This window comes from Acidovorax carolinensis (assembly GCF_002157145.1).
Classification (GTDB): domain Bacteria; phylum Pseudomonadota; class Gammaproteobacteria; order Burkholderiales; family Burkholderiaceae_C; genus Acidovorax; species Acidovorax carolinensis.
The window spans coordinates 316356-343353 of record NZ_CP021361.1 but is presented as its reverse complement, the minus strand read 5'-3'; the positions used below and the strand labels follow the sequence as shown (position 1 = coordinate 343353).

17 protein-coding genes, 1 tRNA gene and 3 pseudogenes are annotated in these 26998 nt (G+C 63.6%); 5 read left to right on the top strand and 16 right to left on the bottom strand.

Annotated elements, in window-relative coordinates; translation table 11 throughout:
- Position 1: 1 nt before the first annotated feature.
- Together CBP34_RS01705 and CBP34_RS01700 are read left to right on the top strand one after the other, a co-directional pair.
- Positions 2 to 1138: a PilT/PilU family type 4a pilus ATPase gene (locus tag CBP34_RS01705; protein WP_094097099.1), complete on the top strand. Its 1137-nt coding sequence runs from the start codon at positions 2 to 4 to the stop codon at positions 1136 to 1138.
- Positions 1139 to 1352: 214 nt separating this feature from the next.
- Positions 1353 to 2267: an NAD(P)-dependent oxidoreductase gene (locus CBP34_RS01700; RefSeq protein ID WP_094097098.1), complete on the top strand. Its 915-nt coding sequence runs from the start codon at positions 1353 to 1355 to the stop codon at positions 2265 to 2267.
- A gap of 61 nt (positions 2268 to 2328) precedes the next feature.
- Here the strand turns inward: CBP34_RS01700 and CBP34_RS01695 are convergent.
- The 3 genes and pseudogenes from CBP34_RS01695 to CBP34_RS01685 all read right to left on the bottom strand — a co-directional run bounded on the left by CBP34_RS01695 (position 2329) and on the right by CBP34_RS01685 (position 4103).
- Positions 2329 to 2987: pseudogene (locus tag CBP34_RS01695) on the bottom strand (BON domain-containing protein).
- Positions 2984 to 3583: an SIS domain-containing protein gene (locus tag CBP34_RS01690; RefSeq protein WP_094097096.1), complete on the bottom strand. Its 600-nt coding sequence runs from the start codon at positions 3581 to 3583 to the stop codon at positions 2984 to 2986. Before CBP34_RS01690 ends, CBP34_RS01695 begins: the two are co-directional and overlap by 4 nt.
- A 100-nt stretch (positions 3584 to 3683) precedes the next feature.
- Positions 3684 to 4103, bottom strand: coding sequence for a YraN family protein (locus CBP34_RS01685; RefSeq protein ID WP_094097095.1), 420 nt, complete (start codon positions 4101 to 4103; stop codon positions 3684 to 3686).
- On the opposite strand from CBP34_RS01685, the gene rsmI reads away from it, so the two are divergent.
- Complete coding sequence (gene rsmI, locus CBP34_RS01680; RefSeq protein ID WP_167372718.1) at positions 4103 to 5032, top strand: 16S rRNA (cytidine(1402)-2'-O)-methyltransferase; 930 nt, start codon at positions 4103 to 4105, stop codon at positions 5030 to 5032. The two genes, CBP34_RS01685 and rsmI, sit on opposite strands and share 1 nt — an antisense overlap.
- Positions 5033 to 5152: 120 nt before the next feature.
- Here rsmI and CBP34_RS01675 read toward each other — a convergent pair.
- Together CBP34_RS01675 and CBP34_RS01670 are read right to left on the bottom strand one after the other, a co-directional pair.
- A pseudogene (locus CBP34_RS01675) lies at positions 5153 to 6087 on the bottom strand (lysylphosphatidylglycerol synthase transmembrane domain-containing protein).
- Positions 6084 to 7115, bottom strand: a complete 1032-nt coding sequence (locus CBP34_RS01670; protein ID WP_094097094.1) for a glycosyltransferase family 2 protein — start codon at positions 7113 to 7115, stop codon at positions 6084 to 6086. Before CBP34_RS01670 ends, CBP34_RS01675 begins: the two are co-directional and overlap by 4 nt.
- Positions 7116 to 7217: 102 nt before the next feature.
- Between CBP34_RS01670 and CBP34_RS01665 the strand changes: the two genes are divergently transcribed.
- Positions 7218 to 8723 carry a glycosyltransferase family 39 protein gene (locus CBP34_RS01665; RefSeq protein WP_094097093.1) on the top strand — a complete coding sequence of 502 codons (1506 nt, stop codon included), beginning with the start codon at positions 7218 to 7220 and terminating at the stop codon, positions 8721 to 8723.
- A gap of 231 nt (positions 8724 to 8954) precedes the next feature.
- On the top strand, positions 8955 to 9983 hold the full coding sequence (locus CBP34_RS01660; protein WP_094097092.1) for an IS30 family transposase: 1029 nt from the start codon (positions 8955 to 8957) through the stop codon (positions 9981 to 9983).
- A 120-nt stretch (positions 9984 to 10103) separates the two neighbouring features.
- On the opposite strand, the gene CBP34_RS01655 is transcribed toward CBP34_RS01660, so the two are convergent.
- From CBP34_RS01655 to rplJ, 11 genes and pseudogenes are all read right to left on the bottom strand, one after another.
- Positions 10104 to 11360: an Hsp70 family protein gene (locus CBP34_RS01655; protein WP_086911101.1), complete on the bottom strand. Its 1257-nt coding sequence runs from the start codon at positions 11358 to 11360 to the stop codon at positions 10104 to 10106.
- Positions 11361 to 11525: 165 nt separating this feature from the next.
- Positions 11526 to 11601: transfer RNA gene (locus tag CBP34_RS01650), tRNA-Phe, on the bottom strand.
- Between the two features lie 52 nt (positions 11602 to 11653).
- Positions 11654 to 12331 (bottom strand): response regulator, encoded by a 678-nt coding sequence (locus CBP34_RS01645; protein WP_086911100.1) that lies wholly within the window; start codon positions 12329 to 12331, stop codon positions 11654 to 11656.
- 36 nt (positions 12332 to 12367) lie between these two features.
- Positions 12368 to 14655 (bottom strand): annotated as a pseudogene (locus CBP34_RS01640) (sensor histidine kinase).
- Positions 14652 to 15254 carry a DUF4390 domain-containing protein gene (locus tag CBP34_RS01635; protein WP_086926380.1) on the bottom strand — a complete coding sequence of 201 codons (603 nt, stop codon included), beginning with the start codon at positions 15252 to 15254 and terminating at the stop codon, positions 14652 to 14654. Before CBP34_RS01635 ends, CBP34_RS01640 begins: the two are co-directional and overlap by 4 nt.
- Before the next feature lie 7 nt (positions 15255 to 15261).
- Positions 15262 to 16632 (bottom strand): 16S rRNA (cytosine(967)-C(5))-methyltransferase RsmB, encoded by a 1371-nt coding sequence (gene rsmB, locus CBP34_RS01630; RefSeq protein WP_086926379.1) that lies wholly within the window; start codon positions 16630 to 16632, stop codon positions 15262 to 15264.
- 71 nt (positions 16633 to 16703) lie between these two features.
- Positions 16704 to 17261 carry a LemA family protein gene (locus CBP34_RS01625; protein WP_086926378.1) on the bottom strand — a complete coding sequence of 186 codons (558 nt, stop codon included), beginning with the start codon at positions 17259 to 17261 and terminating at the stop codon, positions 16704 to 16706.
- Between the two features lie 115 nt (positions 17262 to 17376).
- Positions 17377 to 21603 carry a DNA-directed RNA polymerase subunit beta' gene (gene rpoC / locus CBP34_RS01620; protein ID WP_086926377.1) on the bottom strand — a complete coding sequence of 1409 codons (4227 nt, stop codon included), beginning with the start codon at positions 21601 to 21603 and terminating at the stop codon, positions 17377 to 17379.
- A gap of 21 nt (positions 21604 to 21624) precedes the next feature.
- Complete coding sequence (gene rpoB / locus CBP34_RS01615) at positions 21625 to 25737, bottom strand: DNA-directed RNA polymerase subunit beta (RefSeq protein ID WP_086926376.1); 4113 nt, start codon at positions 25735 to 25737, stop codon at positions 21625 to 21627.
- Between the two features lie 266 nt (positions 25738 to 26003).
- The gene (rplL, locus tag CBP34_RS01610) at positions 26004 to 26378 is read right to left on the bottom strand and encodes a 50S ribosomal protein L7/L12 (RefSeq protein ID WP_086911093.1); all 375 of its coding nucleotides are present in this window, start codon (positions 26376 to 26378) and stop codon (positions 26004 to 26006) included.
- A 40-nt stretch (positions 26379 to 26418) separates the two neighbouring features.
- The gene (rplJ, locus tag CBP34_RS01605) at positions 26419 to 26943 is read right to left on the bottom strand and encodes a 50S ribosomal protein L10 (RefSeq protein WP_007850048.1); all 525 of its coding nucleotides are present in this window, start codon (positions 26941 to 26943) and stop codon (positions 26419 to 26421) included.
- Positions 26944 to 26998 lie beyond the last annotated feature (55 nt).

Genomic DNA, 26998 nt, shown 5'->3' with positions numbered 1-26998 from the left:
GATGGAACGCGATCAGGCCAGTAAATTCATCAACGACTTGCTCAAACTGATGGTGAGCCGCAATGGCAGCGACTTGTTCATCACAGCCGAGTTTCCGCCGGCCATCAAGGTCGACGGAAAAGTGACCAAGGTATCGCCCCAGCCGCTGACGGGCACCCACACTCTCACGCTGGCGCGCGCCGTCATGAGCGACAAGCAGGTGGCCGACTTCGAGCGCACCAAGGAATGCAACTTCGCCATCTCGCCGGCCGGCATTGGCCGCTTTCGCGTGAACGCCTTCATCCAGCAGGGCAAGGTCGGCATGGTATTGCGGACGATTCCGCTCACGCTGCCCACCATTGACGGACTGGGCGTGCCGCAGGTTCTCAAGGAAGTGACGATGACCAAGCGCGGCCTGTGCATCCTGGTGGGTGCCACGGGCTCGGGCAAGTCCACCACGCTCGCGGCCATGGTGGACTGGCGCAATGAAAACTCGTTCGGCCACATCATCACAGTGGAAGACCCCATCGAATTTGTGCATGCGCACAAGAATTGTGTAGTGACGCAGCGTGAAGTGGGGCTGGACACCGACAGCTGGGAAGCGGCGCTGAAGAACACGCTGCGCCAGGCGCCCGACGTGATCCTGATGGGCGAAATCCGCGACCGCGAGACCATGGAACATGCCGTGGCTTTCTCCGAAACCGGCCACTTGTGCCTGGCCACGCTGCACGCCAACAGTGCCAACCAGGCGCTGGACCGGATCATCAACTTCTTCCCCGAAGAGCGCCGCGCCCAGTTGCTGATGGATCTTTCGCTGAATCTGCGCGCCATGGTTTCGCAGCGCCTCATCCCCAAGCAGGATGGCAAGGGCCGGGCTGCGGCGGTGGAGGTCATGCTCAACACCCCGCTGATTGCCGACCTGATCTTCAAGGGCGAAGTCGCCGAGATCAAGGAGGTCATGAAAAAGAGCCGCAACCTGGGCATGCAGACCTTCGACCAGGCGCTGTTCGATGCCTACGAGGCCAATGTGATCAGCTACGAGGACGCGCTGCGCAACGCCGACTCGCTCAACGACCTGCGCCTGCAGATCAAGCTCAACAGCCAGCGCGCCAAGTCGCCCGACCTGGCCTCGGGCACCGAGCATTTCGCCATCGTGTGATGCCCCTGAGCGGCTACGCCGCTTCCCCCTCAGGGGGACGCCACCAGTGGCCGGGCAAAGCCCGTTCCACGGTGACGCTGGCATTATTTGCACCCCTTGCACAGGTTGCCAGGTATTCGCAGGCTTTGACCGTTGATGCGGATTTCCTTCACCAGCTTTCGCTGCCCGCCTTGTTCTGGCGGGCTTCGTTTTCATCCTTTTCCTGAACCTTCCCATGCCAAGCACCAACCCTCGCAACTACGACGCAACCCCTTCGCGCAAGGTCGCCTTTCTCGGCCTGGGCGTGATGGGCTACCCCATGGCCGGCCACCTCGCGCTGGCGGGCCATGCGGTCACGGTGTACAACCGCACCACCACAAAATCAATAGCATGGTGCGCAGAATACGCAAGTACCAAAGCCCCAAAACATGCCACAACGCCACGCGAGGCAGCGGCGGGTGCGGACATCGTTTTCTGTTGCGTGGGCAACGACGATGACCTGCGCTCGGTGACGCTGGGCGCCGACGGCGCGTTCGCCGGCATGCAGCCGGGCGCGATCTTTGTGGACCACACCACGGCCTCGGCTGAGGTGGCGCGGGAGCTGTATGCCGCCGCGCGCACACTGGGGCTGCACTTTGTCGATGCCCCGGTCTCCGGCGGCCAGGCCGGTGCACAAAACGGTCAGCTCACCGTAATGTGCGGCGGCGACCAGGCCGCGTTTGACGCCGCCCAGCCCGTGGCCATGGCCTTTTCGCGGGCGTTCACGCTGCTGGGTGCCAGTGGCTCGGGACAGCTGGCCAAGATGGTCAACCAGATCTGCATCGCAGGCCTGGTGCAGGGCCTGTCCGAAGCAGTGGCCTTTGGCCAGAATGCCGGGCTGGACATGAAGCAGGTGCTGGACGTGATTGGCAAGGGCGCGGCGCAGAGCTGGCAGATGGACAACCGCGGCAAGACCATGGTGGACGGCCAATTCGATTTCGGTTTTGCCGTGGACTGGATGCGCAAGGACCTGGGCCTGGTGCTGGACGAAGCCCGCCGCAATGGCTCACGCGTGCCGGTGACCGCGCTGGTAGACCAGTTCTATGCCGATGTGCAGAAGATGGGCGGAAACCGCTGGGACACGTCCAGCCTGATCAAGCGCCTGACCTGAAATCGGCCCCGAAACGGCGCAGCGGGGGCACCCGCTGCGCCGCCGGGCGTTGTTGCCGGTGTCAGTTACCCTTTGACGGAGGGCTGTCGGTGGTCATGGCCGGGGCGGCTGCATGCTGTTGCGGCGCAGGTCGTCTTCCGTGATCATCTCGAACACCCGCACCACCTTGCTCACGCCGCCCACGCCGCGCGCAATCTCGGTGGCGCGTGTGGCCTCGCGCGGGGTCACCAGGCCCAGCAGGTAGACCACATTGCGTTCGGTCACCACCTTGTAGGCGCTGGCAAAAACATCCTTGGCGTCCACAAAGCTTGCGCGGACCTTGCCGGTGATCAGGACATCATTGGAGCGCTGGCCCAGCGAGCTGTTGGGCATCACGGCCACATCGTTCACCACCGCGCGCACATTGTTCACCTCCGTCACGATTTTTTCCACCGTGGCACGGTCTTGCGCCGTGGGCACCTCGCCGGTCAGCAAGGCCTGGCGGTTGAAGCTGGTGACGTTGACATGGGCCCGGTCGCCCAGCACCTCCCGGATGCGGTTGGCGGCACGCAACTCGATGCCTTCGTCTTCCACCTGGGTGCCGGTGGTGCGGCGGTCCGAGGCCATCATGCCGCCCATCACCGCCCCTCCGACAACCAGGGGGGCACAAGCGGACAGGCCTGCGGCCAGCGCAGCGGCAGCCAGCAGGGTGCAGGCGGTACGGTTCATGGTCAGCTTCATAGCGGTATTTCCTGTTCTCCAAGTAACTGGGCATCCACGCCGTCGCACAGGCAGTGCAACACCAGGGCATGGACCTCGCGCACCCGCGCGGCGCGGTCGTGCGGCACGCTGATCAGCACGTCGGTCTCGCGCACCATGGCCGCCAGTTTGCCGCCCGTGCGACCGGTGAGAATCACCACCGTCATGTCGCGCTCGTGGGCGGCTTCGGTGGAGGCGATCACGTTGGCATCGTTGCCGGTGACAGACAGCGCCAGCAAGACATCGCCCGCCTGGCCGAGCGCGCGTACCTGCCGGGCGAACTGCTGGGCCACATCACTGCCGCCGCCGGCCACCGTGAGCAGGGTGCTGTCGGAGGTCAGGGCCAGCGCGGCCAACTCGGGCCGGTCCCGCTCAAACCCTGCCACGCAAAAGGCCGCAAACTGCAGCGCCTCGGCCGCCGAAGGGCCGTTGCCGCAGGCCAGCACTTTGCCGCCACTGGTCACGCAGGCCAGAATGGCCTGCACGGCCGCAGCGATGGGCGCACTGAGGGCCTGCGCCGCCTGGTATTTCAGGTCGGCGCTGTCGATAAAGTGTTGTTGGATGCGTTGCTCTAGCATGGAGGCCCGATGATACCCTCGGGTTGTTATAGGTTTTGTAGCAAACCGTAGCTACTGGCGTGGCGTACAGGGCTTTTCGTGATCCGCCCTCAGAACGTGTTTACTGGGCGTCGAAGGCGGCCTTGAGCCATTGCACCGAGGCATCATCCACCAGCACCACGTCGAAACGGCACGGCGGCGGCACCGACATGCGCAGCAGGTAATGGCGCGCCGCAAACACGATGCGCCGCTGCTTGACGGCGCCGATGCTCGCACCGGCCCCACCGAAGGCATTGCTGGCGCGGCTGCGCACCTCGACAAACACCACGGTGCCATCCCGATCGCGCATCACCAGATCAATCTCGCCACCGCCGCGCCCGGGCGTCCGATAATTACGCTCCAGCAGCTTCAGGCCCGCAGCCTGCAAACAGGCCAGCGCCTGGTCTTCGGCCGCATCGCCCCGCTGCCGCGTGGTGCGGCCGCTGGCGGCATCAGCGCCCCCTGGGCGGGCACTGGATAGCATTTTTCCAAGGAAATTCATTGAGCGCATCTTTCGCATCTGCCTTGAACGCCGCACGCGATGCGGCGGCTGCACAGCATTATCCGCAGGGCACGCTGTATGTCGTGGCCACGCCGATCGGCAACCTGGCCGACATCACCCTGCGCGCGCTGCATGTGCTGCAACTGGCAGACGCCATTGCCTGCGAGGACACGCGCCACACCCAGGCGCTGCTGCGCGCCTATGGCATCGACAAGTCCAGCGCGCAGCTGCTGGCCGTGCACCAGCACAACGAGGCCGAAGCCGCACTGGCCGTGGTGCAGCGGCTGCAGCAGGGCCAGCGCATTGCTTACGTGAGCGACGCAGGCACCCCCGGCGTGAGCGACCCCGGCGCGCGCCTGGTGGCCGCCGTGCACGCGGCCGGCCTGCGCGCCCTGCCGCTGCCGGGCGCCAGCAGCATCACCACGGCCTTGAGCGTGGCCGGCGCCGTGGCGCACAACACCGAAAGCGGCGGCTTTCTCTTTGCCGGTTTTTTGCCGGTGAAGAATGCCGAGCGGGCCACGGCCGTGCAGCAGCTTGCCAGCGAGCCCCGCTGCGTGGTGCTGCTGGAGGCCCCGCACCGCATTGAAGACCTGGCCGACGCCCTGGCCGTGCTGGGGGAGCGCCCGGTGACGCTGGCGCGCGAGCTAACCAAGCAGTTCGAGGAGATCTCCACGCACCCTGCGCGGGATCTGGCGGGCTGGCTGGCGGGCGCCCCGCAGCGGGTGAAGGGGGAATTCGTGGTGCTGCTGCACCCGCTGCCATCCCAACAGGACGATGGCGCCGACGCACAGCGCGTGCTGCGCCTGCTGCTCGGCGAGTTGCCGACCAAGACGGCCGTCAAGCTGGCCGCCGACATCACGGGCGCGCCGCGCAATGCGCTGTATTCGCAGGCACTTCAAATCCGCCAGGACGAGGGCCCAGCGGATTGACGCCCGGTGGGGCACTGCCTGCAGCGGCACAATTTTGAGCCGGAAATGCCTCTAGCTCTTATCCACTAAGCGCTGGTAGCTATCATTTCAATACCAAACCAGCCGAAACTGCCAGCGCCCTCACCGCGGCGCGCCGCGCGGCAAGCCCAGCGCCAGCGCCCCCAATGCGCCCTGCGCCAGTCCGTAGAGACCATAGATCATCCCCACGCCGACGGCGGCCGGCGCTGCTACGCCAAAGGGCGCCAGCGCAGCCACAGCGGCGGCCTCGCGCGTGCCCCAGCCGCCCACGCTCAGGGGCAGCGCGGCCATCAGAAAAACGGGGGCCATCGCCCAGGCCCACACGAGCGCAGGCAGGACCACGCCCAGCGCCATGCCGCCCGCAGCCAGCGCCGCCGCCGACAGCACCTGCACCGCAGCCGAGGCCAGCGCCTGCCCCATCCACTGGCGGCGAAAGTCTGGCCGCTCCACCGCCTCCCGCAGCGGCACCAGCCAGCCCCCCTGCAGTCGGGCGGGGCTCCAACGCAGCAGCAGCGGCAGCGCCCAAGGCAGCGCCAGCCACAGCAGCGTTCCGGCCACCATCAGCATGGCGAAAGCGCCCGCCGGCAAGCGCAGCCACGGTGCCAGCACATCGGCACAGGCTGCGGCGCCGAGGCCGCCCATCGCGCAGAGCATCCACAGGCCGCTGACGCGATCGAGCACAACCGACCAGCCGGCCGCCGCCGTGTCCTGCCCCGCGCGACGCAGCGCCATGGCGCGGTACAGGTCGCCGCCCACCACAGCGCCCGGCAGCAGCGCGTTGAGCCCCATGGCCTGGAAGTACCAGCGGCAGGCGTCCAGCCAGCCCACCTCGGCCCCAGCCAGCGCGCGAGCGCGCGCCAGCGCAGTGCGGAAACGATGTTGGATGCCATCGCGGCCAGCAGCCCCACCAGCAGCCACCCGGGCTGTGCCTGGCGCAATTGCGCCGCCACGCGCGCCGGATCGGTCAGCGCCACAACCAGGCCGAGCAGGGATAGCCCCAACAGGCCGCGCAGCAGGGCTTTGCCGGGGCGCTTCACGCTACTTTATCAATAGCATCTTGCGCCACAAGTACGCCAGATTCAGCCCGCTCTGGCCTGTTTGCTGGCACATATTCCTGCGCATGGAACTGCGCCGCGCCCCCGGCTTCGTGGTACACGCGCATCAGCAGTTCGCCGATCAGCCCGGCAGCGATCATTTGCACGCCCATCAGCACCAGCATCACACCGGCCAGCAGCAGCGGGCGGCCGCCAATGCTTTCACCCAGCAGCTTTAGCACCAGCAGCCAAGTCAGGATCAGCCCACCCGGCGCGGCCAGCCACAGCCCCAATCCACCGAAGGCGTGCAGCGGCCGCTGGCGGTAGCGCATGAAAAACACGATGAGGATCAGGTCCAGGATGACACGGAAGGTGCGGTCGATGCCGTAGTTGGACACCCCGCGCGTGCGGGCATGGTGGCGTACCGGCACCTCGGTGATGCGCGCGCCCACGTCTTTGGCCAGCGAGGGAATGAAGCGGTGCAGCTCGCCATACAGCCGTATGCGGTCGATGATGGGACGGCGGTAGGCCTTGAGCGCACAGCCATAGTCATGCAGGTACACGCCGGTGGTGCGCGAGATGATGCGGTTGGCGATACGCGAGGGCAGCTTGCGCGAAAGCTCGGCGTCCTGCCGGTCCTTACGCCAGCCACTGACCATGTCCACGCCGGGGTCGGTTTCCAGACGCGTCAGCAGCAGCGGAATATCGTCCGGCTCGTTTTGCAGGTCGGCGTCCAACGTCACCACATAGCGCCCGCGCACGCGATCAAAGCCCGCCTGCAGCGCGCTGGACTGACCGTAGTTGCGCGCCAGGAACACCGGGCGCAGCCAGGGGCGCGTCGCGGCAAGCTCGCGCAACTTGTCCGCGCTGCCATCGCGCGAACCATCGTCCACTGCCAGCAATTCGAAGCTGAGAGGCTGCGCAGACATGGCATGGGCGATGCGCTCCACGAGATCGGGCAGATTTTCGACCTCGTTATAGATGGGCACCACGATGGATACATCGGGCGTGGAGGGAAAGGCGGTGGTCATGGAAGCAACAGACTGTAGCGAGAAAATGGATACGATTGTGCCTTGAGCACCCCATGCTCCGGGGAAACCGCCCCCGGCCGCTGCACCCCTATCACTCGCTTCATGACCGCCCCCACTGCGCCCCGCGCGTTTTCGTCAGGCCCCGTATGGGCGCACCCTCTGTTCTGGCTGGCATTTTTTGCGTTCGCGCACATTGCTGTGCGCGTGGCAGTCTCGCCCGCACTCAAATGGGACGAGGCCGAGCAGATGTTGTGGACCCAGCAGCTGTCCATGGGTTACGGCTCCCAGCCACCGCTCTACACCTGGCTGCAGTGGCTGGTGAACCAGGTTCTGGGGCCCAGCGTGCTGTCGCTGTCGGTGCTCAAGCATTCTCTGCTGGCCATGACCTATGCGTTCATGTACCTGGCGGCCCGCGAAGTGCTTGATGAGCGCGGTGCCTTCTGGGCATCCGCCAGCATGCTGCTGATGCCCCCCCTGGGCTGGTATTCGGTGCGCGACCAGACCCACACGGTGTTGGTTACGGCCATGGTCTGCGCCGCCTGGTGGCTGCTGCTGCGCATTGCGCGCAAGCCGCGCTCACTGGATTTTGCCCTGCTGGGGCTGGTGTGCGGGCTGGGCATGCTGGCCAAGTACAGCTTCGCGATGGTGGCGGTGGCCATGCTGGTGGCGGCGCTGTCGGTTCGCACGACACGCAGCGCCCTGCTGTCCCGTGGCTGGTGGTGGGCTCCGTTCATCGGGCTGCTGGTGGTGCTGCCACATGCGGTTTGGCTGTTTTCACACCTGCACGAGGCCACCGCCGAAACCATCGGAAAAATGAACATCCAGCCGGAAGTTGGCCGGGCCCAAGGCTTTTTGAGCCTTATCGACGGTGTGGCAGCCTCACTGCTGCTGTGGGTATTGATCGCGCTGTGGGCCTTTCGGGCGCACTGGTGGCGCACACCCGTTGCGCCCGCCTCCCCCGCGATCCATCAAATGCTGCTGCGCTTTCTGATGCTGGTCATGCTGACGCTGGCTGGCATGGTGCTGTTTGCCGGGGTTACGAGCTTCAAGGGCCGCTGGATACTGCCGCTACTGTGCGTGGCACCCCTGGTCGCCTTTGCGGCACGGCCTCAGCTGCAGCAGGATCCGCGTGCTGGCCGCTATTCGGTGGCGATTTTCGGCATGGCGGTCATCCTCCTCGTTGCGGCCGGCGTGCGCCCCTGGTTCAGCGGGCTGCGCGGCGAGGTGGATGAGCTCAATCACCCCGCCGTTGAGCTAGCCCAGGAACTGCGCACGGCGGGCTACGACGGCCTGGGCACAATCGTGGCATCGGACCATATGCTGGCGGGCATGCTGCGCGTGCGCTTCCCCCAAGCCCTGGTGGATGCCTGCATGTCTGCCAAGAACAGTGTCCCGCAATGCGTGGCGGACCACGCCGAGCGCAGCAGGCAGGCCGGCAAGGGGTTGCTGCTGGTCTCGCGCGCAGACCGTATTGCTCCCGACTGGTGGGAGCAGGCACTTTCACGCGTTGCACCGCAGCCGGTTCGCTCAATCGACCTGCCGTTTCACATGGTGCGCGAGGGCACGCCTGCCGCGCACTACGGCTACGTCTGGTACGCGCCAAAGTGACCATCACCCCCACGGCTGCCGGCTGCGCAGAAGTCATCGGGATGGATTGCCCCGGGCGGCTGCCGGCGCGCAGCAAGAGGGCGGTGGGTGGTGGGTGGTAGGCACCGACACTCCCGAGTTATGCCATGACATCCGCCCCGGGGCGTGAGAATTTTCCGGACGGGCAAGAAATCCGCCTGTAGCGCTTGGCGGCCTCAATTCCGAAGTGCAACACCGAGAATTGAGGTCAAGATGACAAAGAAGAACTACCAGCATTTGAGCCAGAGCGAACGCCATGCGATAGCCTTGGGGCTGCAGCAAAAGCAAAGCCTCAGTGCCATAGCGCGGGCCTTGGGGCGCTGCAAGAGCACCATCAGCCGGGAATGCCAACGCAATGCGGGCGCCAAGGCCTACACCTCCAAGTTCGCCCAGCAACGCAGCGACAGGCGCAGATGCTTTGCCCGTCCCCAGCCCAAACTGCACCGCGATGGACCTTTGTTCAAGATCGTTCGCGACTATCTGCTCCGGCACTGGTCTCCCCAGCAAATCGCTGGGCAGTTGAAGAAACTGCACCCTGACAACAAGCGCAAACAAGTGTCCCACGAGAGCATCTACACCTGCATCTACGCCCAGCCCCGCGGAGAGCTCAAGAAGGAGCTGGTGGCCTGCTTGCGCATGGCCCGCGCCAAGCGCTGGCCGCGCTCCAAAGGCGAGGATCGGCGTGGGCAAATCACCGACCTGCTGAGCATCCATGTGCGCCCACCCGAGATTGAGGATCGTCAGTTGCCCGGGCACTGGGAGGGCGACCTCATCAAGGGCAAAGGCAATGCCAGTGCCATTGGCACGCTGCTCGAGCGCACGACCCGCCTGGTGGTGCTGGTCAAGCTGCCGCACCCCAACCCGGCGACAGCGGCACATGTACTGCAGGCCTTCAGCGACAAGCTCAATGGCATTGCCAGCCCGATGCGCCAGAGCCTGACCTATGACCGTGGCAGTGAGATGGCAGAGCATGCCAAGCTCACCGAGAACACGGGCATGAAGGTGTACTTCTGTGACCCCTACAGCCCCTGGCAGCGGGGCTCCAACGAAAACACCAATGGATTGCTGCGGCAGTACTTCCCCAAGGGGACTGATCTGGGCGGCTATAGCCAGGAGTATCTGGATGCCGTAGCCGATGAGCTCAATGGGCGCCCCAGGATGACTCTGGGGTGGAGCAAGCCCATTGAGGTTTATGCCGAACATTTGGCCCGGCTGACCCTACAGCCCGATTCAGTGCATTAATGAATATTTGTTGCACTTGGACTTGAATCCGCCCTTGATTAACAAGCGCATGAAGCTATCAGTTCAATAGCAAATTATCCGCACCGTCATACCCCATCCTTCCGATGACCGCACCTGCAGTCATGGAGCGGCCACCGCCAGCCCCGCTGCGACGCCGCCAAACAGATCCCCCTCGACCTGTGGAGTGTCTGGGAACGCCGCACGCAGCGCCTGGCGCAGCGGACGCAGCGCCGACGATCCCCCGGTGAGGTAGATCGCCTGCAAATCCAGAGGCGCCAGGCCGGCCTGTTGCAGGCATTCGCTGGCGCAGGCCACCACCTGGTGCAACGGCCCCGCCAGGTGGCGGGCCAGGCCTTCGGAAGTCACGAGCGCACCCAATCCCGGTTCGATCCAGTCCAGCGCCATCGGCGCATCCGCGGCCCCCACCGACGCTGCGATCTTGGCCTGCTCCACCGTGTTGGCCAGGCGATGCCCCAGACGCCGGTGCAGCACCGCCATCAGGCGATCGTGCAGCGCCGGCTGCGCATAGTCGGGTCGCAGGGCCTGTGCGTCGCGCAGCGCCCGAGGCGCATACAGCCACTGGATCAGGTGCCAGGTCGCGAGGTCGAAGAACACCCGGCTGGGCACCTCGCGCCCCGAAGGCCCAGTGTGGCCCAGGCCCAGCAATGGCATCAGCAGCGCCAGGCTCAGGCGCCGGTCGAAGTCGGTGCCCCCGACATGCACGCCGGTGGTGGCCAGAATGTCGCTGGCGCGATCGGGCCTGGCCCTGCGGTCCGGCCCCAGGCGCACCACGGTGAAATCGGACGTGCCGCCACCAATGTCCACCACCAGCACCAGCGATTCACGCTCGATGCGCTGTTCATAGTCCAGCGCCGCTGCAATGGGCTCCAACTGGAACGATATATTCACGAATCCCGCGTCCTGCGCTGCCTGTCGCAAGGCATCTTCGGCTTGCTGGTCCCGTGCAGCATCGCCATCCACAAAGTGCACGGGCCGCCCCAGCAACACCCGCCCCGGCATGCCGCCCAGCGTTTCCCGCGCCTGGTGGGCCAGCATGCGCAGGAACAAGCTGATGATGTCCTGGTAGCTCACCAGCGCGTTGTGCACCGCCGTCTTGTCCTGCAGCAGCGAACTGCCCAGCAGGCTTTTGAGCGAGCGCATGAGCCGCCCCTCGGTGCCGGCGAGATACTGCTCTACCGCGTCGCGCCCATAGTGGGTGCGATGGTCTTCGGCATTGAAGAACAGTGCCGTCGGCAAGGTGTTGTTCTCGCCTTCCAGACGCAGCATGCGCGCAGGCGAGTCTCCCTGGCGCACGGCCATCGCCGAGTTGGAAGTGCCAAAGTCAATGCCCAGGGTCGTGTCCGTCAGAAATGCCATCGTGAAAATATTGGGAGAAGAGACCTGGCCGACATGTCACGCCGACACAGATGGTTCGACAAAACCGTTAAACGTCGTCGCGGCAAAGGTACGCATCCACGCCTGTGCGGACACGGAAAGCCAATGGGAAAAGCCCTTGATTCTTTCAAATCAAGGGCTTTTGTTTGGTGGCCTGGGACGGAATCGAACCGCCGACACAAGGATTTTCAATCCTCTGCTCTACCGACTGAGCTACCGGGCCTGAGCCTCAAATTATAACCAGAATTTTTCACGAAGAAACCGACGGCGCCAGATTAACCACGTTTTCCTCGGCCGAGATCTACGCCAAGTTGCCGCAGCTTGCGGTAAAGATGCGTGCGCTCCAGCCCGGTTTTCTCTGCGACGCGGGTCATCGAGCCGCCTTCACGGGCCAGATGGAATTCAAAGTAGGCTTTCTCGAAGCCGTCGCGGGCTTCGCGCAAGGGGCGGTCCAGATCGAACCCCTGGTGGGAATGGGGTGCGACCTCTCCCACCATCGCTGTGGTGATGATCGGCGCGGGCACAAAACCACCATCGGTGGGCGCCGCTGCGGGCTGATGGGTGACCGCAGGAGCCGCCTGGTGGGCGGCCTTGCGCGCCAGCCCCTGCTCCACGGCCTTGAGCAGTTTTTGCAGGGTGATAGGTTTTTCCAGGAACGAGAAAGCGCCGATCCGGGTGGCTTCGACGGCGGTGTCTATGGTGGCATGTCCGCTCATCATGATGACGGGCATGGTGAGCACTCCGGCCGTGGCCCATTCTTTCAAAAGCGACACGCCATCGGTGTCCGGCATCCAGATGTCCAGCAGCACCAGGTCGTACACACCCGCGGCACGCGCCGCGCGCGCCTGTGTGGCGTTCTCGGCGAGGTCCACGCTGTGCCCCTCGTCATTCAGAATTTCCGACAAGAGGTCACGAATGCCGAGTTCGTCATCAACCACCAGAATGTTTGCCATGTGTATGAAACGCCTTGGATGCTGCAGGGGGTGTTGTTATGACACCACCGATGGATAAGTGGCGAATGATAACGACACTTGCGCCCCCGCACCACGCCTTCGTCAACCCGGTTTGACAGCTCGATGCGTGCACCGTGTTCATCGGCGATCTTTTTCACCACGGCCAACCCCAATCCCGTGCCCCTGGGCTTGGTGGTCACATAGGGTTCAAACGCCCGCTGAAGGATATGCGCGGGAAAGCCGGCGCCGCTGTCGGCCACGGTCAGGCGAACGCGGCGCGATGACTCGCTCCAGCGCGTGCTGATGCGCACGGGCGGCAACGCGGCCCCGTCCGCACGGGCCTGTTCGGTAGCGTCCTGGGCGTTTTGCAGCAGGTTGTGCACCACCTGGCGCAGCTGCTGGGCGTCGCCGGCAATCGGCGGGCAACGCGCATCGAGCTCGGATTCCACGGGCACGGTGGCGTTTTCGGCTCCATAAAGATAGAGCACATCGGTCACCAGTGCGTTGAGGTCCAGCGCCTGCAATTCGGCGGCGGGCAGGCGCGCGTAGTCGCGGAACTCGTTGACGAGACGCTTCATCGCATCGACCTGCTCGACGATGGTTCTGACCGACTTGGTCAGGATGGCCTGCTCGGGCGCCGGCAGCTTGCCGGTGAGCTTCATTTCCAGGCGCTCGGCAGACAGCTGGACGGGCGTGAGGGGGTTCTTGATTTCATGGGCCAGGCGCCGCGCCACCTCGCCCCAGGCCTGCGCTCGCTGGGCCGAAACAATTTCAGAAATGTCGTCAAAAACCAACAAACGCGATGCATCCGGAAGCTCCGCCCCCCGCATCACCAGGCTTGTTGCATGGTGCGCCGCCCCACTGGGGGAACCGTGCAGTTCAAAGGGCTGCTGCCAATGGTCCAGGCCGTGGTGGTGGCGATCGCCCAGGAATTCGTCGAACTGCTTTTGCACTGCGGCGGCAAAAGCGGCCAGGCCCGGCACCGCTGCAAGCGGTTTACCCGCGTAGGCTGCCATGGGGGCACGCAGGATACGCGTGGCACCGGGATTGAAGGACAGGATGAGGCCCTGCTGATCCAGCACCATCACGCCTGCCGTGAGGTTGTCCAGAATGGTCTGCAGCTTGGCGCGTGCAGCATCCACCTCGCCCATGCTCTGCTCCACCGCGCCCCGCGCGTCCGCAATCTGCTGGGTCATGGTGGCAAAGGAACGGGTGAGACCGTCGAGTTCGTCCTTGCCCTGCAAGGCGGCCTTGGGGCCGAGATTGCCGGCCGCCACCTCCCGCACCCCTTCCGCAAGCACCAACAACGGCCGCACCAACTGGTTGCCCAGCAACACCGCCAGCAACACTGCGCCAAACACGGCCAGAAACAAACCCAGCGTCAACGTGCCCACATACATGCGGCGCAAGCCCTCGCGGGCCAGTGCACGCTCCTGGTATTCCCGATTGGCCTCCTGCACCGCCAGGGCATTGGCCACCAGCGCCGGGGGCAATGGCATCGTGACCTGCAAAAACCGCGGCTCCAGCAGCAACCCCACGCTGGGGCTGGCGACCAAGGCAAACACCTTCACCCTGGCGTTCTGGGAGACGGCCGGGTCGTTGAGGTCGTCCAGCCCCTCGATCTGGGCCAGGGTGCGCTGCTGGCGCACCATGCGCAACTGGGCTGTGCCTGGGCGCTCAGGACTCAGACTGAAACGCGACTGGCCGGCGCTGGACACGGCCTGGCCCGCGGCGTTCCACAGGATCACGTCGGTGGCCGAAAGCTGGTCACGGATGCGCTCGAGCACCAGCCCGGCTGCGGCATCGGGAACCTGGGCCAGCTGCACACTGGCAGCCCGCGCCTTGGTAGCCATGTCTTCGGCCATGGAATCAAGGGACACCCGCGCCAGGTTCACCCCCGCCACCAGTGCGCCCTCCACCTTCACGTCAAACCAGCTTTCAATGGAACGGGTCACAAACTGGTACGACACCACATAGATCAGCAACCCCGGCAGCAGGCCGACCAGCGCAAAGATGGCGGCCAGCTTGACCAGCAGGCGGCTGCCAAAGCGCCCACGCCGCAGGCGCACAGCCAGTCGCACACCCACCCACGCCAGCACTGCCAGCAGCAACACCGCCACCAGCACGTTGACCCCGAACAGCCACGCGTAGTTGCGCTCGTAAAGCGCCCGGTTGTTGGTGGCCAGCGTCAGCATGAAAAGCAGCACCATGCCGATGGCCGACATGATGGCGGCCCCGACACCGACGGTCCAGCGCACTGCACGCGACTGCCGCGCCAGCGCCTGGGTCGATGCCGGTTCGCCGGTGGGTTGGCGCTTGCTCACCGCGCGACCTCCGGCAGCAGCCGCTGGTTGCGTGTGACCGCCAGGCTCCAGCCCGCGCTGCCGACCGCACCAATCTGAAGCGGGCGGGGCAACTGGGACATGTCGAGACGGAAACGGAAATTCACCATATGCAAAGCATCGGTATCGACCTCACCGGCATCCGCAATCTTCCAGTGCGAAATTCGTTGCATGGCAGACACTGCGTCGCGCAGGTCATCGAAGTTCTGACCCAGTACCACCCCCAGGCCGGTGTTGGAGATCGGCGAGGTCGACGTGCTCAGGCGCCAACGGCGTGTCAGCGGCTGATAACTCAGGCGCATGTGGCGGGTAGCGGCGGCCACCTGGCGGTCTGACCAGTACCAGCGCTCGCGCAGCACCTGGGCTTCGGCCACAAAAAACATGGGAATGCCCTTGTAGAGGGCGTCTTCGGCCAACTCGGGCAGTGCAAATTGCAGGGTGGCGCTCAGATACACGCCATCGTCGGCCCGTTCCACGCGCAGATTCGCCACTTCGCTGGCAGGCGATTGCGCCTGTGCCGAGCCCGGCCAAGCCAGCACCAGCACCCATGCCATCACCCACACGAAGACGAGGCGAGCCATGCGGCGCTCACCCGGGTGCTTTATGCAACAGTGCGTAAAAAAATCCGTCATGCTCACCCGGTGCATTGTCCGGGACAGCGTCTGCGTTGTTCACATCGGCGGGAATTAAATGCCCTGGCGATGGCAGCAACCGGGCATCGGTGTTGTTTGCAAGAAACGTTTCAATCTGCGCGTCACCCTCGGCGCGGAATACCGAACAGGTGCAGTACAGCAGCCGGCCGCCCGGTCGCACCAGCGGCCACAAGGCCGCCAGCAGGCGCGCCTGCTGGGTGGCCAACTGGGCAATATCGCTTTCGCGGCGCAACCAGCGCACATCCGGATGGCGGCGGACGATGCCTGATGCGGTGCAGGGGGCATCGAGCAAGATCGCATCGAACAGGTCGCCGGCGCAGGCCTGCTGCCACCAGTCCTGCGGCCGGCCTGCATCGGCCACCAGCACGTGGGCGTGCAAACCGAGGCGCTCCAGGGTTTCGTGAATGCGCGCGCTGCGCACCGGGTCGACCTCCAGGGCGGTCACCTGCATGGCGCTGGAGGCGCCCGCGTATTCCAGCAGATGGGCGGTCTTGCCACCCGGCGCCGCGCAGGCATCCAGCACCCGCAGCGGCTTCGTGAGGTCTAGCCCCTGCAGCAACAGCGGGGCGGCCTGTTGCGCAGCCGCGTCCTGCACCGAAACCAGCCCCTGGGAAAATCCCGGCAGCTCCGTGACCGGCACGGGTTGCTGCAACATCAAGCCGCTTTCACCCACCACAGTCGAATCAATATTCATAGCGGCTAGCGCTTGCTGGTATAGGGCTACCGTGCCTTTTAATGCGTTAACCCGTAAAACCATGGGTGCATGGGCATTGTTGGCCTGCAGGATCTGCTCCCAGTGCGCAGGGTGGTCTTTTTGCAGCTTTTTCACCCACCACAGCGGGTGGTTCCAGCGCGCCACGGGGTCGGCATCCGTCGCCGCAACGAGGGCATCGCGCTCTCGCAGAAAACGACGCAGGCAGGCATTGATGAACGACGCCTGCGCACGCATGGCAACGCTGCGCTTGGCCGCCTCCACGGCCTGGTTGACCAGGGTGAAAGGCTCGTAAGGCGCCCCTTCTGGCTGCCACGACAGCGCCAGTGCCGTGCACAACAGTGCATCCGCAGCGGGCGGTGGCGTGCGCGACGCCAGCTTGCGCCGCAGCGCCTCGGCGCGGCCCAGCATGCGCAACACCTGGAACAGCAAGGACTGCACCCCCGGCCGCAAGCCAGCATCCACGGCGGCCAGCGCCGCCGTACCCGACTGCCCGGCGCGAATGGCCTGCAACGCCGCAGCAACGCCCGCGAGCTGCTGCCACAGCGCAATCCCGGCTGTCTTGTGCGAATCCGCGCTGCGCTCTGCCGCCATGGAAGCCCGGCTGCCTGCTGCGGCCGCACGTGACGGGGTGCGGGATGATGGTGGGGGTGAACCGGCTCGTGTCATGAATTGCCTTCTCGCGCGATGGACAGCGCACGCGCTGGTGTGAAACCGAACACCCAGGCCACCAGCGCTGCCGGAAACTGCCTGATCGCAGCGTTGTATTGAAGCACCGCTTCATTGAAGAGCTGTGCAGCCTGTTCATTGTGTTTGTGCAATTCGTCCCAGCGCGCGCGCCAGGGCGCCATCTTGCGGATGGCGTCATCGGTATCTCCACCCGGCTGAAGGTTCAGCCACACGGCATCCAGAACCGCGCACGCAGCGGACAGCGCGGCCACGGCGTCCCCCTGCAGCGGGCGAGCCCGCGCCACTGCCAGCGACGCCGTCAACTGCGTTGTGGACCCTTGCAGGGTGCTGTGCGCCTCGCGATCCAGGACGCCAGCGGTAACCTGCGCAGCGTCAAATTCGCCCAGCATGGCAAGCCACCGGATCAGGTGGGCATCCAGACTGCCAAATGCCTGAACCACGGCCGAGCGCAGGCGCACGAGGCGGTTGTAGGCACCGACGGCCCAGAACAGAGCAATCGCAATGGCTATCCAGATGAGCGGCGATGACCACATGGACTAATACCGGCACCGCATGCACCATGCGGCCCGTTCCGTGAGATTTCCAGAAAAAACGCTCCCGGCCTGTCGGGAGACAGGGCGGGAGCGCATCAGTGACGGCCCGGGGGGCTTAATCGGCCGCTGCGTCGGGTGCAGCGCCTTCCGTCACGGAAGCTTCTGCGGACGCTTCCATTTCAGCAGCTTCCGCTTCGGCAATGGCACGGCGTTCGGCGTCGTCCATGGCGTCCTTGGCTTTGCGTGCCTGGTGGTACGCCATGCCGGTGCCGGCAGGAATCAGACGCCCCACGATCACGTTTTCCTTCAGGCCACGCAACTCGTCGCGCTTGCCCATGATGGCCGCCTCGGTGAGCACGCGGGTGGTTTCCTGGAAGGAAGCGGCCGAGATGAACGAGTCGGTGGACAGCGATGCCTTCGTGATACCCAAGAGCAGATTGCTGTAGGTCGCAGGGATCTTGCCAGCGGCCTGCAGTGCATCGTTGGTGTTGAGGATCTCGGAGCGCTCGACCTGCTCGCCACCGATGTAGCTGGACTCGCCGATGTTCTCGACCACCACGCGGCGCAGCATCTGGCGAACGATCACCTCGATGTGCTTGTCGTTGATCTTCACACCCTGCAAGCGGTACACGTCCTGCACCTCGTCGACGATGTAGCGCGACAGTTCTTCGATGCCCAGCAGGCGCAGGATGTCTTGCGGGTCGGCCGGGCCGTCCACAATCGATTCACCCTTGTTCACCACCTGGCCTTCGTGCACCAGGATGTTCTTTTCCTTGGGCACGAGTTCTTCGAACACATGGCCTTCGGGATCGGTGATCTGCAGGCGGACCTTGCCCTTGGTTTCCTTGCCGAACGACACGGTACCGGTCATCTCGGCCAGCGTGCCCTTGTCCTTGGGCGTACGGGCTTCGAACAGCTCGGCCACACGCGGCAAACCGCCGGTAATGTCGCGGGTCTTCTGGCCTTCGACAGGAATACGCGCCAGCACTTCGCCGGGGCCCACGTCCTGGCCATCACGCACCTGGATCAGCGCGCCGACCTGGAAGCCGATGGTCACCGAGTGGTCGGTGCCAGGGATCTTCACTTCGTTGCCTTGCGCATCGATCAGCTTCACCTGCGGACGCACGACCTTGGCGGCACCACGGCGCTTCGGATCGATCACCACCAGGGTGGACAGACCGGTCACTTCATCGACCTGCTTGGCCACCGTCAGACCTTCTTCGACGTTCTCGAACTTGGTCTGACCGGCGAACTCGGTGATGATGGGTCGCGTCAGCGGATCCCAGTTGGCCAGGATCGTACCGGCCTTGATTTGCTGGTCGGCCTTCACCGTCAGCGTGGCGCCGTAAGGCACCTTGTGGCGCTCACGCTCGCGGCCATGCTCGTCGTGGATGATGATTTCACCCGAACGCGCAATCACCACCAGCTCACCCTTGGTGTTGCTCACGTAGCGCATCGTGGCGTTGAAGCCGATCACGCCGTTGGACTTGGCTTCCACGCTCGATGCGATGGCAGCGCGCGATGCGGCACCACCGATGTGGAACGTGCGCATGGTCAGCTGCGTGCCGGGTTCACCGATGGACTGGGCAGCAATCACACCCACGGCTTCGCCGAGGTTGATCAGGCCGCCACGGCCCAAGTCGCGGCCATAGCACTTGGCGCACAGGCCGTAGCGGGTTTCGCAGGTCAGGGCCGTACGCACCTTCACTTCGTCCACGCCGGCCGCTTCGAGCTCTTCGATGAGGTCTTCGTCGAGCATGACGCCCGCCTGGACCAGCACCGAGCGGTTCTCGGGGTGCAGCACGTCTTCTGCCGCCGTGCGGCCCAGGATACGCTCGCGCAGCGATTCGATCACTTCACCGCCTTCGACGATGGCGCGCATCAGCGAACCATTGCCAGTGCCGCAATCCTCTTCGGTCACGACCAGATCCTGCGTCACGTCCACCAAGCGGCGGGTCAGATAACCCGAGTTAGCCGTCTTCAGCGCCGTGTCGGCCAGACCCTTACGGGCACCGTGGGTGGAGATGAAGTACTCCAGCACGTTCAGACCTTCGCGGAAGTTCGCGGTAATGGGCGTCTCGATGATCGAGCCGTCTGGCTTGGCCATCAGACCCCGCATACCAGCCACCTGGCGGATCTGGGCGGCAGAGCCGCGGGCACCGGAGTCGGCCATCATGTAGATGGAGTTGAACGACTCCTGGTCCACTTCGTTGCCGTGGCGGTCCATGACCTTCTGCTTGGACAGCTGGGCCATCATCACCTTGGACACTTCGTCGCCGGCCTTGCCCCAGATATCCACCACCTTGTTGTAGCGCTCGCCAGCGGTGACCAGACCGGACACGTATTGCTGCTCGATCTCTTTGACTTCCTTCTCGGAGCGCTCAATGATGCCGGCCTTTTGCGGAGGCACCAGCATGTCGTCGATGGCAATGGAGATACCGGCGCGCGTAGCCAGGCGGAACCCGTTTTGCAGCAGCTTGTCGGCAAACACCACGGTTTCCTTCAGGCCGCACTTGCGGAAGCTCACGTTGATGAGCTTGGAGATTTCCTTCTTCTTGAGCGCCTTGTTCATGTTGGAGAACGGCAGGCCCTTGGGAAGGATTTCAGACAACAGTGCGCGGCCCGCGGTGGTTTCCACCAACGAGGTCGACGGCACGAATTCGCCGGTTTCCTTGGTCTTCGTCCACTCGGTCATGCGCACCGTGATCTTGGCTGCCAGCTCCACTTCGCCAGCGTCGAGCGCACGCTGCACTTCACCGGTGTCGGCAAACACCAGGCCTTCGCCCTTGCCGTTGATGCGGTCACGGGTGGCGTAGTACAGCCCCAGCACCACGTCCTGCGAAGGAACGATGGAAGGCTCGCCCGAAGCGGGAAAAAGCACGTTGTTGGAGGCCAGCATCAGCGTGCGGGCTTCCATTTGTGCTTCCACCGACAGCGGGACGTGCACAGCCATCTGGTCACCGTCGAAGTCGGCATTGAAGGCCGCGCAGACGAGGGGGTGCAGCTGGATGGCCTTGCCTTCGATCAGGATGGGCTCAAAGGCCTGGATGCCCAAACGGTGCAGCGTAGGTGCACGGTTCAGCATCACGGGGTGTTCCTTGATGACCTCTTCCAGAATGTCCCACACCACGGGGGTGCCGGATTCGACCTCCTTCTTGGCGGCCTTGATCGTCGTCGCGATGCCCATGGCTTCGAGGCGCGAGAAGATGAAAGGCTTGAACAGCTCCAGCGCCATCAGCTTGGGCAGACCGCACTGGTGCAGCTTGAGCGTTGGGCCCACGGTAATCACGGAACGACCAGAGTAGTCGACGCGCTTGCCCAGCAAGTTCTGGCGGAACCGGCCGGACTTGCCCTTGATCATGTCGGCCAGCGACTTGAGCGCACGCTTGTTGGCACCCGTCATGGCCTTGCCACGGCGGCCGTTGTCCAGCAGCGAATCCACAGCTTCCTGCAGCATCCGCTTTTCGTTGCGGGCGATGATTTCAGGGGCCTTCAGCTCCAGCAGGCGGCGCAGACGGCTGTTGCGGTTGATGACGCGGCGGTACAGGTCGTTCAGGTCGGAGGTCGCGAAGCGGCCGCCGTCCAGCGGCACCAGTGGACGCAGGTCCGGTGGCAGCACGGGCAGCACTTCGAGCACCATCCACTCGGGCTTGATGCCCGACTTCTTGAACGCTTCCAGCACCTTCAGGCGCTTGGCATTCTTCTTGACCTTGACTTCAGAGCCGGTCAAGTCGCCACGCAGACGCTCGATCGACAGGTCGATGTCGATGGATTCCAGCAGGTCCTTGATGCCTTCGGCGCCCATCTTGGCGATGAATTCGTCGCCGTATTCCTTGCGCTTGGCGTCGTAGTCGTCCTCGGACATGATGCTGAACTTCTTCAGCGGGGTCATGCCAGGGTCGGTCACCACGTACGCTTCAAAGTACAGCACGCGTTCGATGTCGCGCAGCGTCATGTCGAGCACCAGGCCCAGACGCGATGGCAGCGACTTCAGGAACCAGATGTGAGCGCAGGGCGCGGCCAGATCAATGTGACCCATGCGTTCGCGACGCACCTTGGTCTGCGTGACTTCAACGCCGCACTTCTCGCAGATCACACCGCGGTGCTTGAGGCGCTTGTACTTGCCGCACAGGCATTCGTAGTCCTTGATGGGACCAAAAATCTTGGCGCAGAACAGGCCGTCGCGCTCAGGTTTGAACGTGCGGTAGTTGATGGTCTCGGGCTTCTTCACTTCGCCGAAAGACCACGAACGGATCTTTTCGGGCGAGGCCATGCCGATGCGGATGGCATCGAAGTGCTCATCCGGCGTGAATTGCTTGAACAGGTCGAGTAGCGATTTCATAGTGACTCTTTCCTTTTCTGCTTAGGAGCGTTCCAGCTCGATGTCCAGGCCCAGCGAACGGATTTCCTTGACCAGCACGTTGAACGATTCCGGCATGCCGGCTTCGATGGCGTGTTCGCCCTTGACGATGGATTCGTACACCTTGGTACGGCCCACCACGTCGTCGGACTTCACTGTCAGCATTTCCTGCAGCACATACGCGGCGCCGTAGGCTTCCAGCGCCCACACTTCCATTTCCCCGAAACGCTGTCCACCGAACTGGGCCTTGCCGCCCAGCGGCTGTTGCGTAACGAGCGAGTACGGACCGGTCGAGCGGGCGTGCATCTTGTCGTCCACCAAGTGGTGCAGCTTCAGGTAGTGCATGTAGCCGATGGTGGTGGGACGCTCGAAGCGATCACCCGTGCGGCCGTCAAACAGATAGGCTTGGGTGCGTTCAGGGGTCAGCCCCTTGCGCTCGGCCAGATCGTCGGGATAAGCCAGCTTCAGCATGGCCTTGATTTCGTCTTCCGACGCACCGTCGAACACGGGCGTGGCATACGGCACGCCGTTAGTGAGGTTGGCTGCCATGGCCATGAGGTCATCGTCACTCAGTTGCGACAAATCTTCGGTACGACCACGCGAGTTGTAGACCTCCTCGAGGAATTTGCGCAGTTCGGACGCCTTGGCCTCCTGCTGCAGCATGTCGCCAATGCGCTGGCCGATGCCCTTACCGGCCCAGCCCAGATGAACCTCAAGAACCTGACCGATGTTCATCCGCGAAGGCACGCCCAGCGGGTTCAGAACGATGTCGGCAGGCGTGCCATCGGCCATGTAGGGCATGTCTTCGACCGGAACGATCTTGGACACCACACCCTTGTTACCGTGGCGGCCGGCCATCTTGTCACCCGGCTGCAGGCGACGCTTGACGGCCAGGTACACCTTGACCATCTTGAGCACGCCCGCGGGCAACTCGTCGCCCTGCGTGAGCTTCTTGCGCTTTTCTTCGAAAGCCAGGTCGAAGCTGTGGCGCGTTTGCTCCAGCGAGTTCTTGATGGACTCGAGCTGGGTGGCGACTTCGTCTTCCGCAGGACGGATGTCGAACCAGTGGAACTTCTCGACCGAGGCCAGGTAGGCCTTGTCGATCTTCGTGCCCTTGGCCAGCTTTTGCGGGCCACCGTTGGCCACGCGGCCGTTCAGCAGCTTTTCGATGCGGTCGAAGGCGTCGGCTTCGACGATGCGCAGCTGGTCGTTCAGGTCCAGGCGGAAGCGCTTGAGTTCATCGTCGATGATCTGCTGGGCGCGCTTGTCGCGCTGGATACCTTCGCGGGTGAACACCTGCACGTCGATCACGGTGCCTTGCGAGCCCTGGTCCACGCGCAGCGAAGTGTCCTTCACGTCGGAGGCCTTCTCACCGAAGATCGCGCGCAGCAGCTTTTCTTCCGGTGTGAGCGTGGTCTCGCCCTTGGGAGTGACCTTGCCGACCAGCGTATCGCCGGGCTGCACTTCAGCACCCACGTAGATGATGCCGGACTCGTCCAGGCGGTTCAGTTGCTGTTCGCTCAGGTTCGGGATGTCGCGCGTTATTTCTTCGGCACCCAGCTTGGTATCACGGGCCATGACGACCAGTTCCTCGATGTGAATCGAGGTATAGCGGTCTTCCGACACGACGCGTTCGGAGATCAGGATCGAATCTTCGAAGTTGTAACCGTTCCATGGCATGAACGCGATGAGCATGTTCTGGCCAATGGCGATTTCGCCGAAGTCCGTCGATGCACCGTCGGCAATCACATCACCCTTGACCAGAGCATCGCCCTTCTTGACGATGGGGCGCTGGTGGATGTTGGTGTTCTGGTTGGAGCGCTGGTACTTGATGAGGTTATAGATATCCACACCCACTTCACCGGCCAGGGCTTCCGCGTCGTTCACACGCACCACGATACGCGTCGCATCGACATAGTCCACGATACCGCCACGGGTGGCGGTGACCACGGTGCCCGAGTCCACGGCAGCGACGCGCTCGATGCCCGTGCCAACCAGGGGCTTTTCAGGACGCAGCACAGGCACAGCCTGGCGCGACATGTTGGCGCCCATCAGTGCGCGGTTTGCATCGTCGTGCTCCAGGAACGGCACGAGCGAGGCCGCTACCGACACGATCTGCGCGGGCGACACGTCCATGTACTGCACGCGGTCTGCTCCGCACAGAATGGATTCACCCTTTTCGCGGGCCGAAACCAACTCGCCGGTCAGGCGGCCGTCCTTGTCGAGCACGGCATTGGCCTGCGCGATCACATACTTGCCTTCTTCGATGGCCGACAGGTAATCGATGTCGTTGGTGACCTTGCCATCCACCACGCGACGGTACGGCGTTTCGATGAAGCCGTATTCGTTCAGGCGGGCGTACAGGGCCAGCGAGTTGATCAGGCCGATGTTCGGACCTTCGGGCGTTTCAATAGGACAGACACGGCCGTAGTGGGTCACGTGCACGTCACGCACTTCGAATCCGGCGCGCTCGCGGGTCAAACCGCCCGGGCCAAGGGCAGATACCCGGCGCTTGTGCGTGATTTCAGCGAGCGGGTTGGTCTGGTCCATGAACTGCGACAGCTGCGAGGCGCCGAAGAACTCCTTCAGCGCCGCCGAGATCGGCTTGCTGTTGATCAGGTCATGCGGCATCAGCGGCTCTTGCTCGGCCTGACCCAGACGTTCCTTCACCGCTTTTTCGATACGTGCCAGGCCCGTGCGGTACTGGTTTTCGGCCAGTTCGCCGACGCAGCGCACGCGGCGGTTGCCCAGGTGATCAATGTCATCGACTTCGCCGTTGCCGTTGCGCAGGTCCACCAGGATCTTGACCACGGCCAGGATGTCCTCGTTGGACAGCACCATGGGGCCGGTGGATTCGTCGCGGCCGATTTTGGCGTTGAACTTCATGCGGCCCACGCGCGACAGGTCGTACGTGTCGGGGTTGTAGAACAGGCGCTGGAACAGGGCCTGCACAGCGTCTTCCGTGGGCGGCTCGCCGGGGCGCATCATGCGATAGATGGCCACGCGGGCGGCAAACTCGTCCACCGTTTCGTCGATGCGCAGGGTGTGCGACATATACGCACCCTGGTCGAGTTCATTGGTGTAGATGCACTGCACGTCCTGCACGCCGGCACTGCGCAGCTTCTTGAGCAGCGCTTCGGTCAGCTCGTCATTCGCCTTGGCGATGATTTCGCCGGTGTCCGCATCCACGATGTTGCGGGCCACGACGCGGCCAATGAGGAAGTCTTCGGGCACGCTGATGTGCGTGGTGCCGGACTGCTCCAGTTCGCGGGTGTGGCGAGCCGTCACGCGCTTGTCCTTGGCCACGACGACCTTCCCGGACTTGTCGGTGATGTCGAAACGGGCCACTTCACCGCGCAGACGCTCGGACACAAATTCCATTTGTGCACCACTGTCCATCAGGCGGAAGTTGTCATTGACGAAGAAGTTCGCCAGGATCGATTCCGGGTTCAGACCGATGGCCTTGAGCAGGATCGTGACAGGCATCTTGCGACGACGGTCAACGCGGAAATACAGAATGTCCTTGGGATCGAACTCGAAGTCGAGCCACGAGCCGCGGTAAGGAATGATCCGTGCTGAAAACAGCAACTTGCCGGAGCTGTGGGTCTTGCCCTTGTCGTGCTCGAAAAACACGCCAGGCGAACGGTGCAGCTGCGAGACGATCACGCGCTCGGTGCCGTTGATGATGAACGAGCCCTTATCGGTCATGAGCGGCACTTCGCCCATATAGACCTCTTGCTCCTTCACTTCCTTGACCACCTTGGACTGCGACGTCGAGGACTCGCGGTCATAGATGATCAGCTGAACCTTGGCCCGCACGGCGGACGCAAAGGTCAGCCCGCGCGTCTGGCATTCGCGCACGTCAAATGCGGGCTTGGCCAGGTTGTATTCGATGAACTTCATCTCCACAAAACCATTGTGGGAGACGATAGGAAAGGCTGCATTGAATGCAGCCTGAAGGCCTTCGATGGTTCTTTTCTGGGGTGCTTTATCAGCCTGCAGGAAAGCGGTGTATGCGTCCTTCTGCATCTGCAGCAGATAAGGAACTTCGAGCACGCTATCGCGGGTGCCGAAACTTTTGCGAATTCGCTTGCGTTCGGTATAGGAATAGGCCATGAGATCTCCGGGCAAAGACATGAGTCCTGGGTCTTCGACGACTGACCCGCAAGGAGTTCTGTCCCTGCGGGCTTGGCGGTTGGCCACTACCAACCATGGCGGACGGTGATGCATTGCACATCACCCGAACCAAGGCGTCTTCTGCTGTCGGGGTTGTCAGAAGACACTCGAAAGCCCCAGGTTTGAGGGGGCTTTCGGGTGCTCTCTGAAAGCACCAAAGGCTGGAGGCCCTTTGAGGAGCACTCCAGCCCTTGAGCAAGACCGAATTACTTGAGTTCGGCCTTGGCGCCGGCTTCCACCAGCTTCTTGACGGCTGCTTCGGCGTCGGCCTTGGCAATAGCTTCCTTGACGTTCTTGGGAGCGCCGTCCACCAGGTCCTTGGCTTCCTTGAGGCCCAGGCCGGTGATTTCACGCACTGCCTTGATGACGGACACCTTGTTGGCGCCAGCTTCGAGCAGCACCACGTTGAATTCCGTCTTTTCTTCGGCAGCGGCAGCAGCGCCACCGCCAGCAGCAGCAGGAGCAGCCATTGCGGCCGCGCTCACGCCAAACTTCTCCTCAATGGCCTTCACCAGGTCATTGAGTTCCAGAACCGTCATGCTGTCCAGCGCGGTCAAAAATGCGTCTTTATCGAATGCCATTTTGAATTCCTAACAATTTTGTTGGTTAACTGCCCGGCAATCAAGCCGCGACAGGTTCGGCTGCCGGTGCGGCAGCGCCTTCGCCTTTTTTCGCCGCCAGCGCGCCCAGCACAACGGCCGTACGCGACATGGGGGACATAAGCAAGCCACAAATCTGAGCCAAAAGAACTTCCTTGGAAGGAATGTTGGCCAGTTGCTTAACGCCGTTGACATCCAGGGCCTTGCCACCGAAAGCGCCACCGCGAATTACCAGTTTGTCGTTGGTCTTCGCGAAATCGGCCACCACCTTGGCGGCGGCCACAGCGTCTTCAGAGAAGCCATAGATGAGCGGACCGGTCATCTGGTCTGCCACCACGTCAAATGCGCTGCCAGCCACAGCACGGCGAGCCAGGGTGTTCTTCAGAACACTCAGGGTCACGCCCTTGCTGCGAGCATCAACACGCAGTTTGGTCATGTCGGCGACCGTGATGCCACGGTATTCCGCGATCACAAGCGTTTGAGCTTTAGCGGCGAGGCTGGTCACTTCACTGATGACCGCTTCTTTCTCACTGCGATTAAGACTCAAGGTCTACTCCTTAAAATGCGCACTCGGCAAAGGCCTCGTACGCGCTCTTGTTGCA

Excerpts from the sequence above, each read along its gene's own strand:
- CBP34_RS01705 (WP_094097099.1), top strand. The coding sequence starts at position 2 with ATGGAACGCGATCAGGCCAGTAAATTCATCAACGACTTGCTCAAACTG.
- CBP34_RS01700 (WP_094097098.1), top strand. The coding sequence starts at position 1,353 with ATGCCAAGCACCAACCCTCGCAACTACGACGCAACCCCTTCGCGCAAG.
- CBP34_RS01690 (WP_094097096.1), bottom strand. The coding sequence starts at position 3,583 with ATGCTAGAGCAACGCATCCAACAACACTTTATCGACAGCGCCGACCTG.
- CBP34_RS01685 (WP_094097095.1), bottom strand. The coding sequence starts at position 4,103 with ATGAATTTCCTTGGAAAAATGCTATCCAGTGCCCGCCCAGGGGGCGCT.
- CBP34_RS01670 (WP_094097094.1), bottom strand. The coding sequence starts at position 7,115 with ATGACCACCGCCTTTCCCTCCACGCCCGATGTATCCATCGTGGTGCCC.
- CBP34_RS01665 (WP_094097093.1), top strand. The coding sequence starts at position 7,218 with ATGACCGCCCCCACTGCGCCCCGCGCGTTTTCGTCAGGCCCCGTATGG.
- CBP34_RS01660 (WP_094097092.1), top strand. The coding sequence starts at position 8,955 with ATGACAAAGAAGAACTACCAGCATTTGAGCCAGAGCGAACGCCATGCG.
- CBP34_RS01655 (WP_086911101.1), bottom strand. The coding sequence starts at position 11,360 with ATGGCATTTCTGACGGACACGACCCTGGGCATTGACTTTGGCACTTCC.
- CBP34_RS01645 (WP_086911100.1), bottom strand. The coding sequence starts at position 12,331 with ATGGCAAACATTCTGGTGGTTGATGACGAACTCGGCATTCGTGACCTC.
- CBP34_RS01635 (WP_086926380.1), bottom strand. The coding sequence starts at position 15,254 with ATGGCTCGCCTCGTCTTCGTGTGGGTGATGGCATGGGTGCTGGTGCTG.
- rsmB (WP_086926379.1), bottom strand. The coding sequence starts at position 16,632 with ATGGCGGCAGAGCGCAGCGCGGATTCGCACAAGACAGCCGGGATTGCG.
- CBP34_RS01625 (WP_086926378.1), bottom strand. The coding sequence starts at position 17,261 with ATGTGGTCATCGCCGCTCATCTGGATAGCCATTGCGATTGCTCTGTTC.
- rpoC (WP_086926377.1), bottom strand. The coding sequence starts at position 21,603 with ATGAAATCGCTACTCGACCTGTTCAAGCAATTCACGCCGGATGAGCAC.
- rpoB (WP_086926376.1), bottom strand. The coding sequence starts at position 25,737 with ATGGCCTATTCCTATACCGAACGCAAGCGAATTCGCAAAAGTTTCGGC.
- rplL (WP_086911093.1), bottom strand. The coding sequence starts at position 26,378 with ATGGCATTCGATAAAGACGCATTTTTGACCGCGCTGGACAGCATGACG.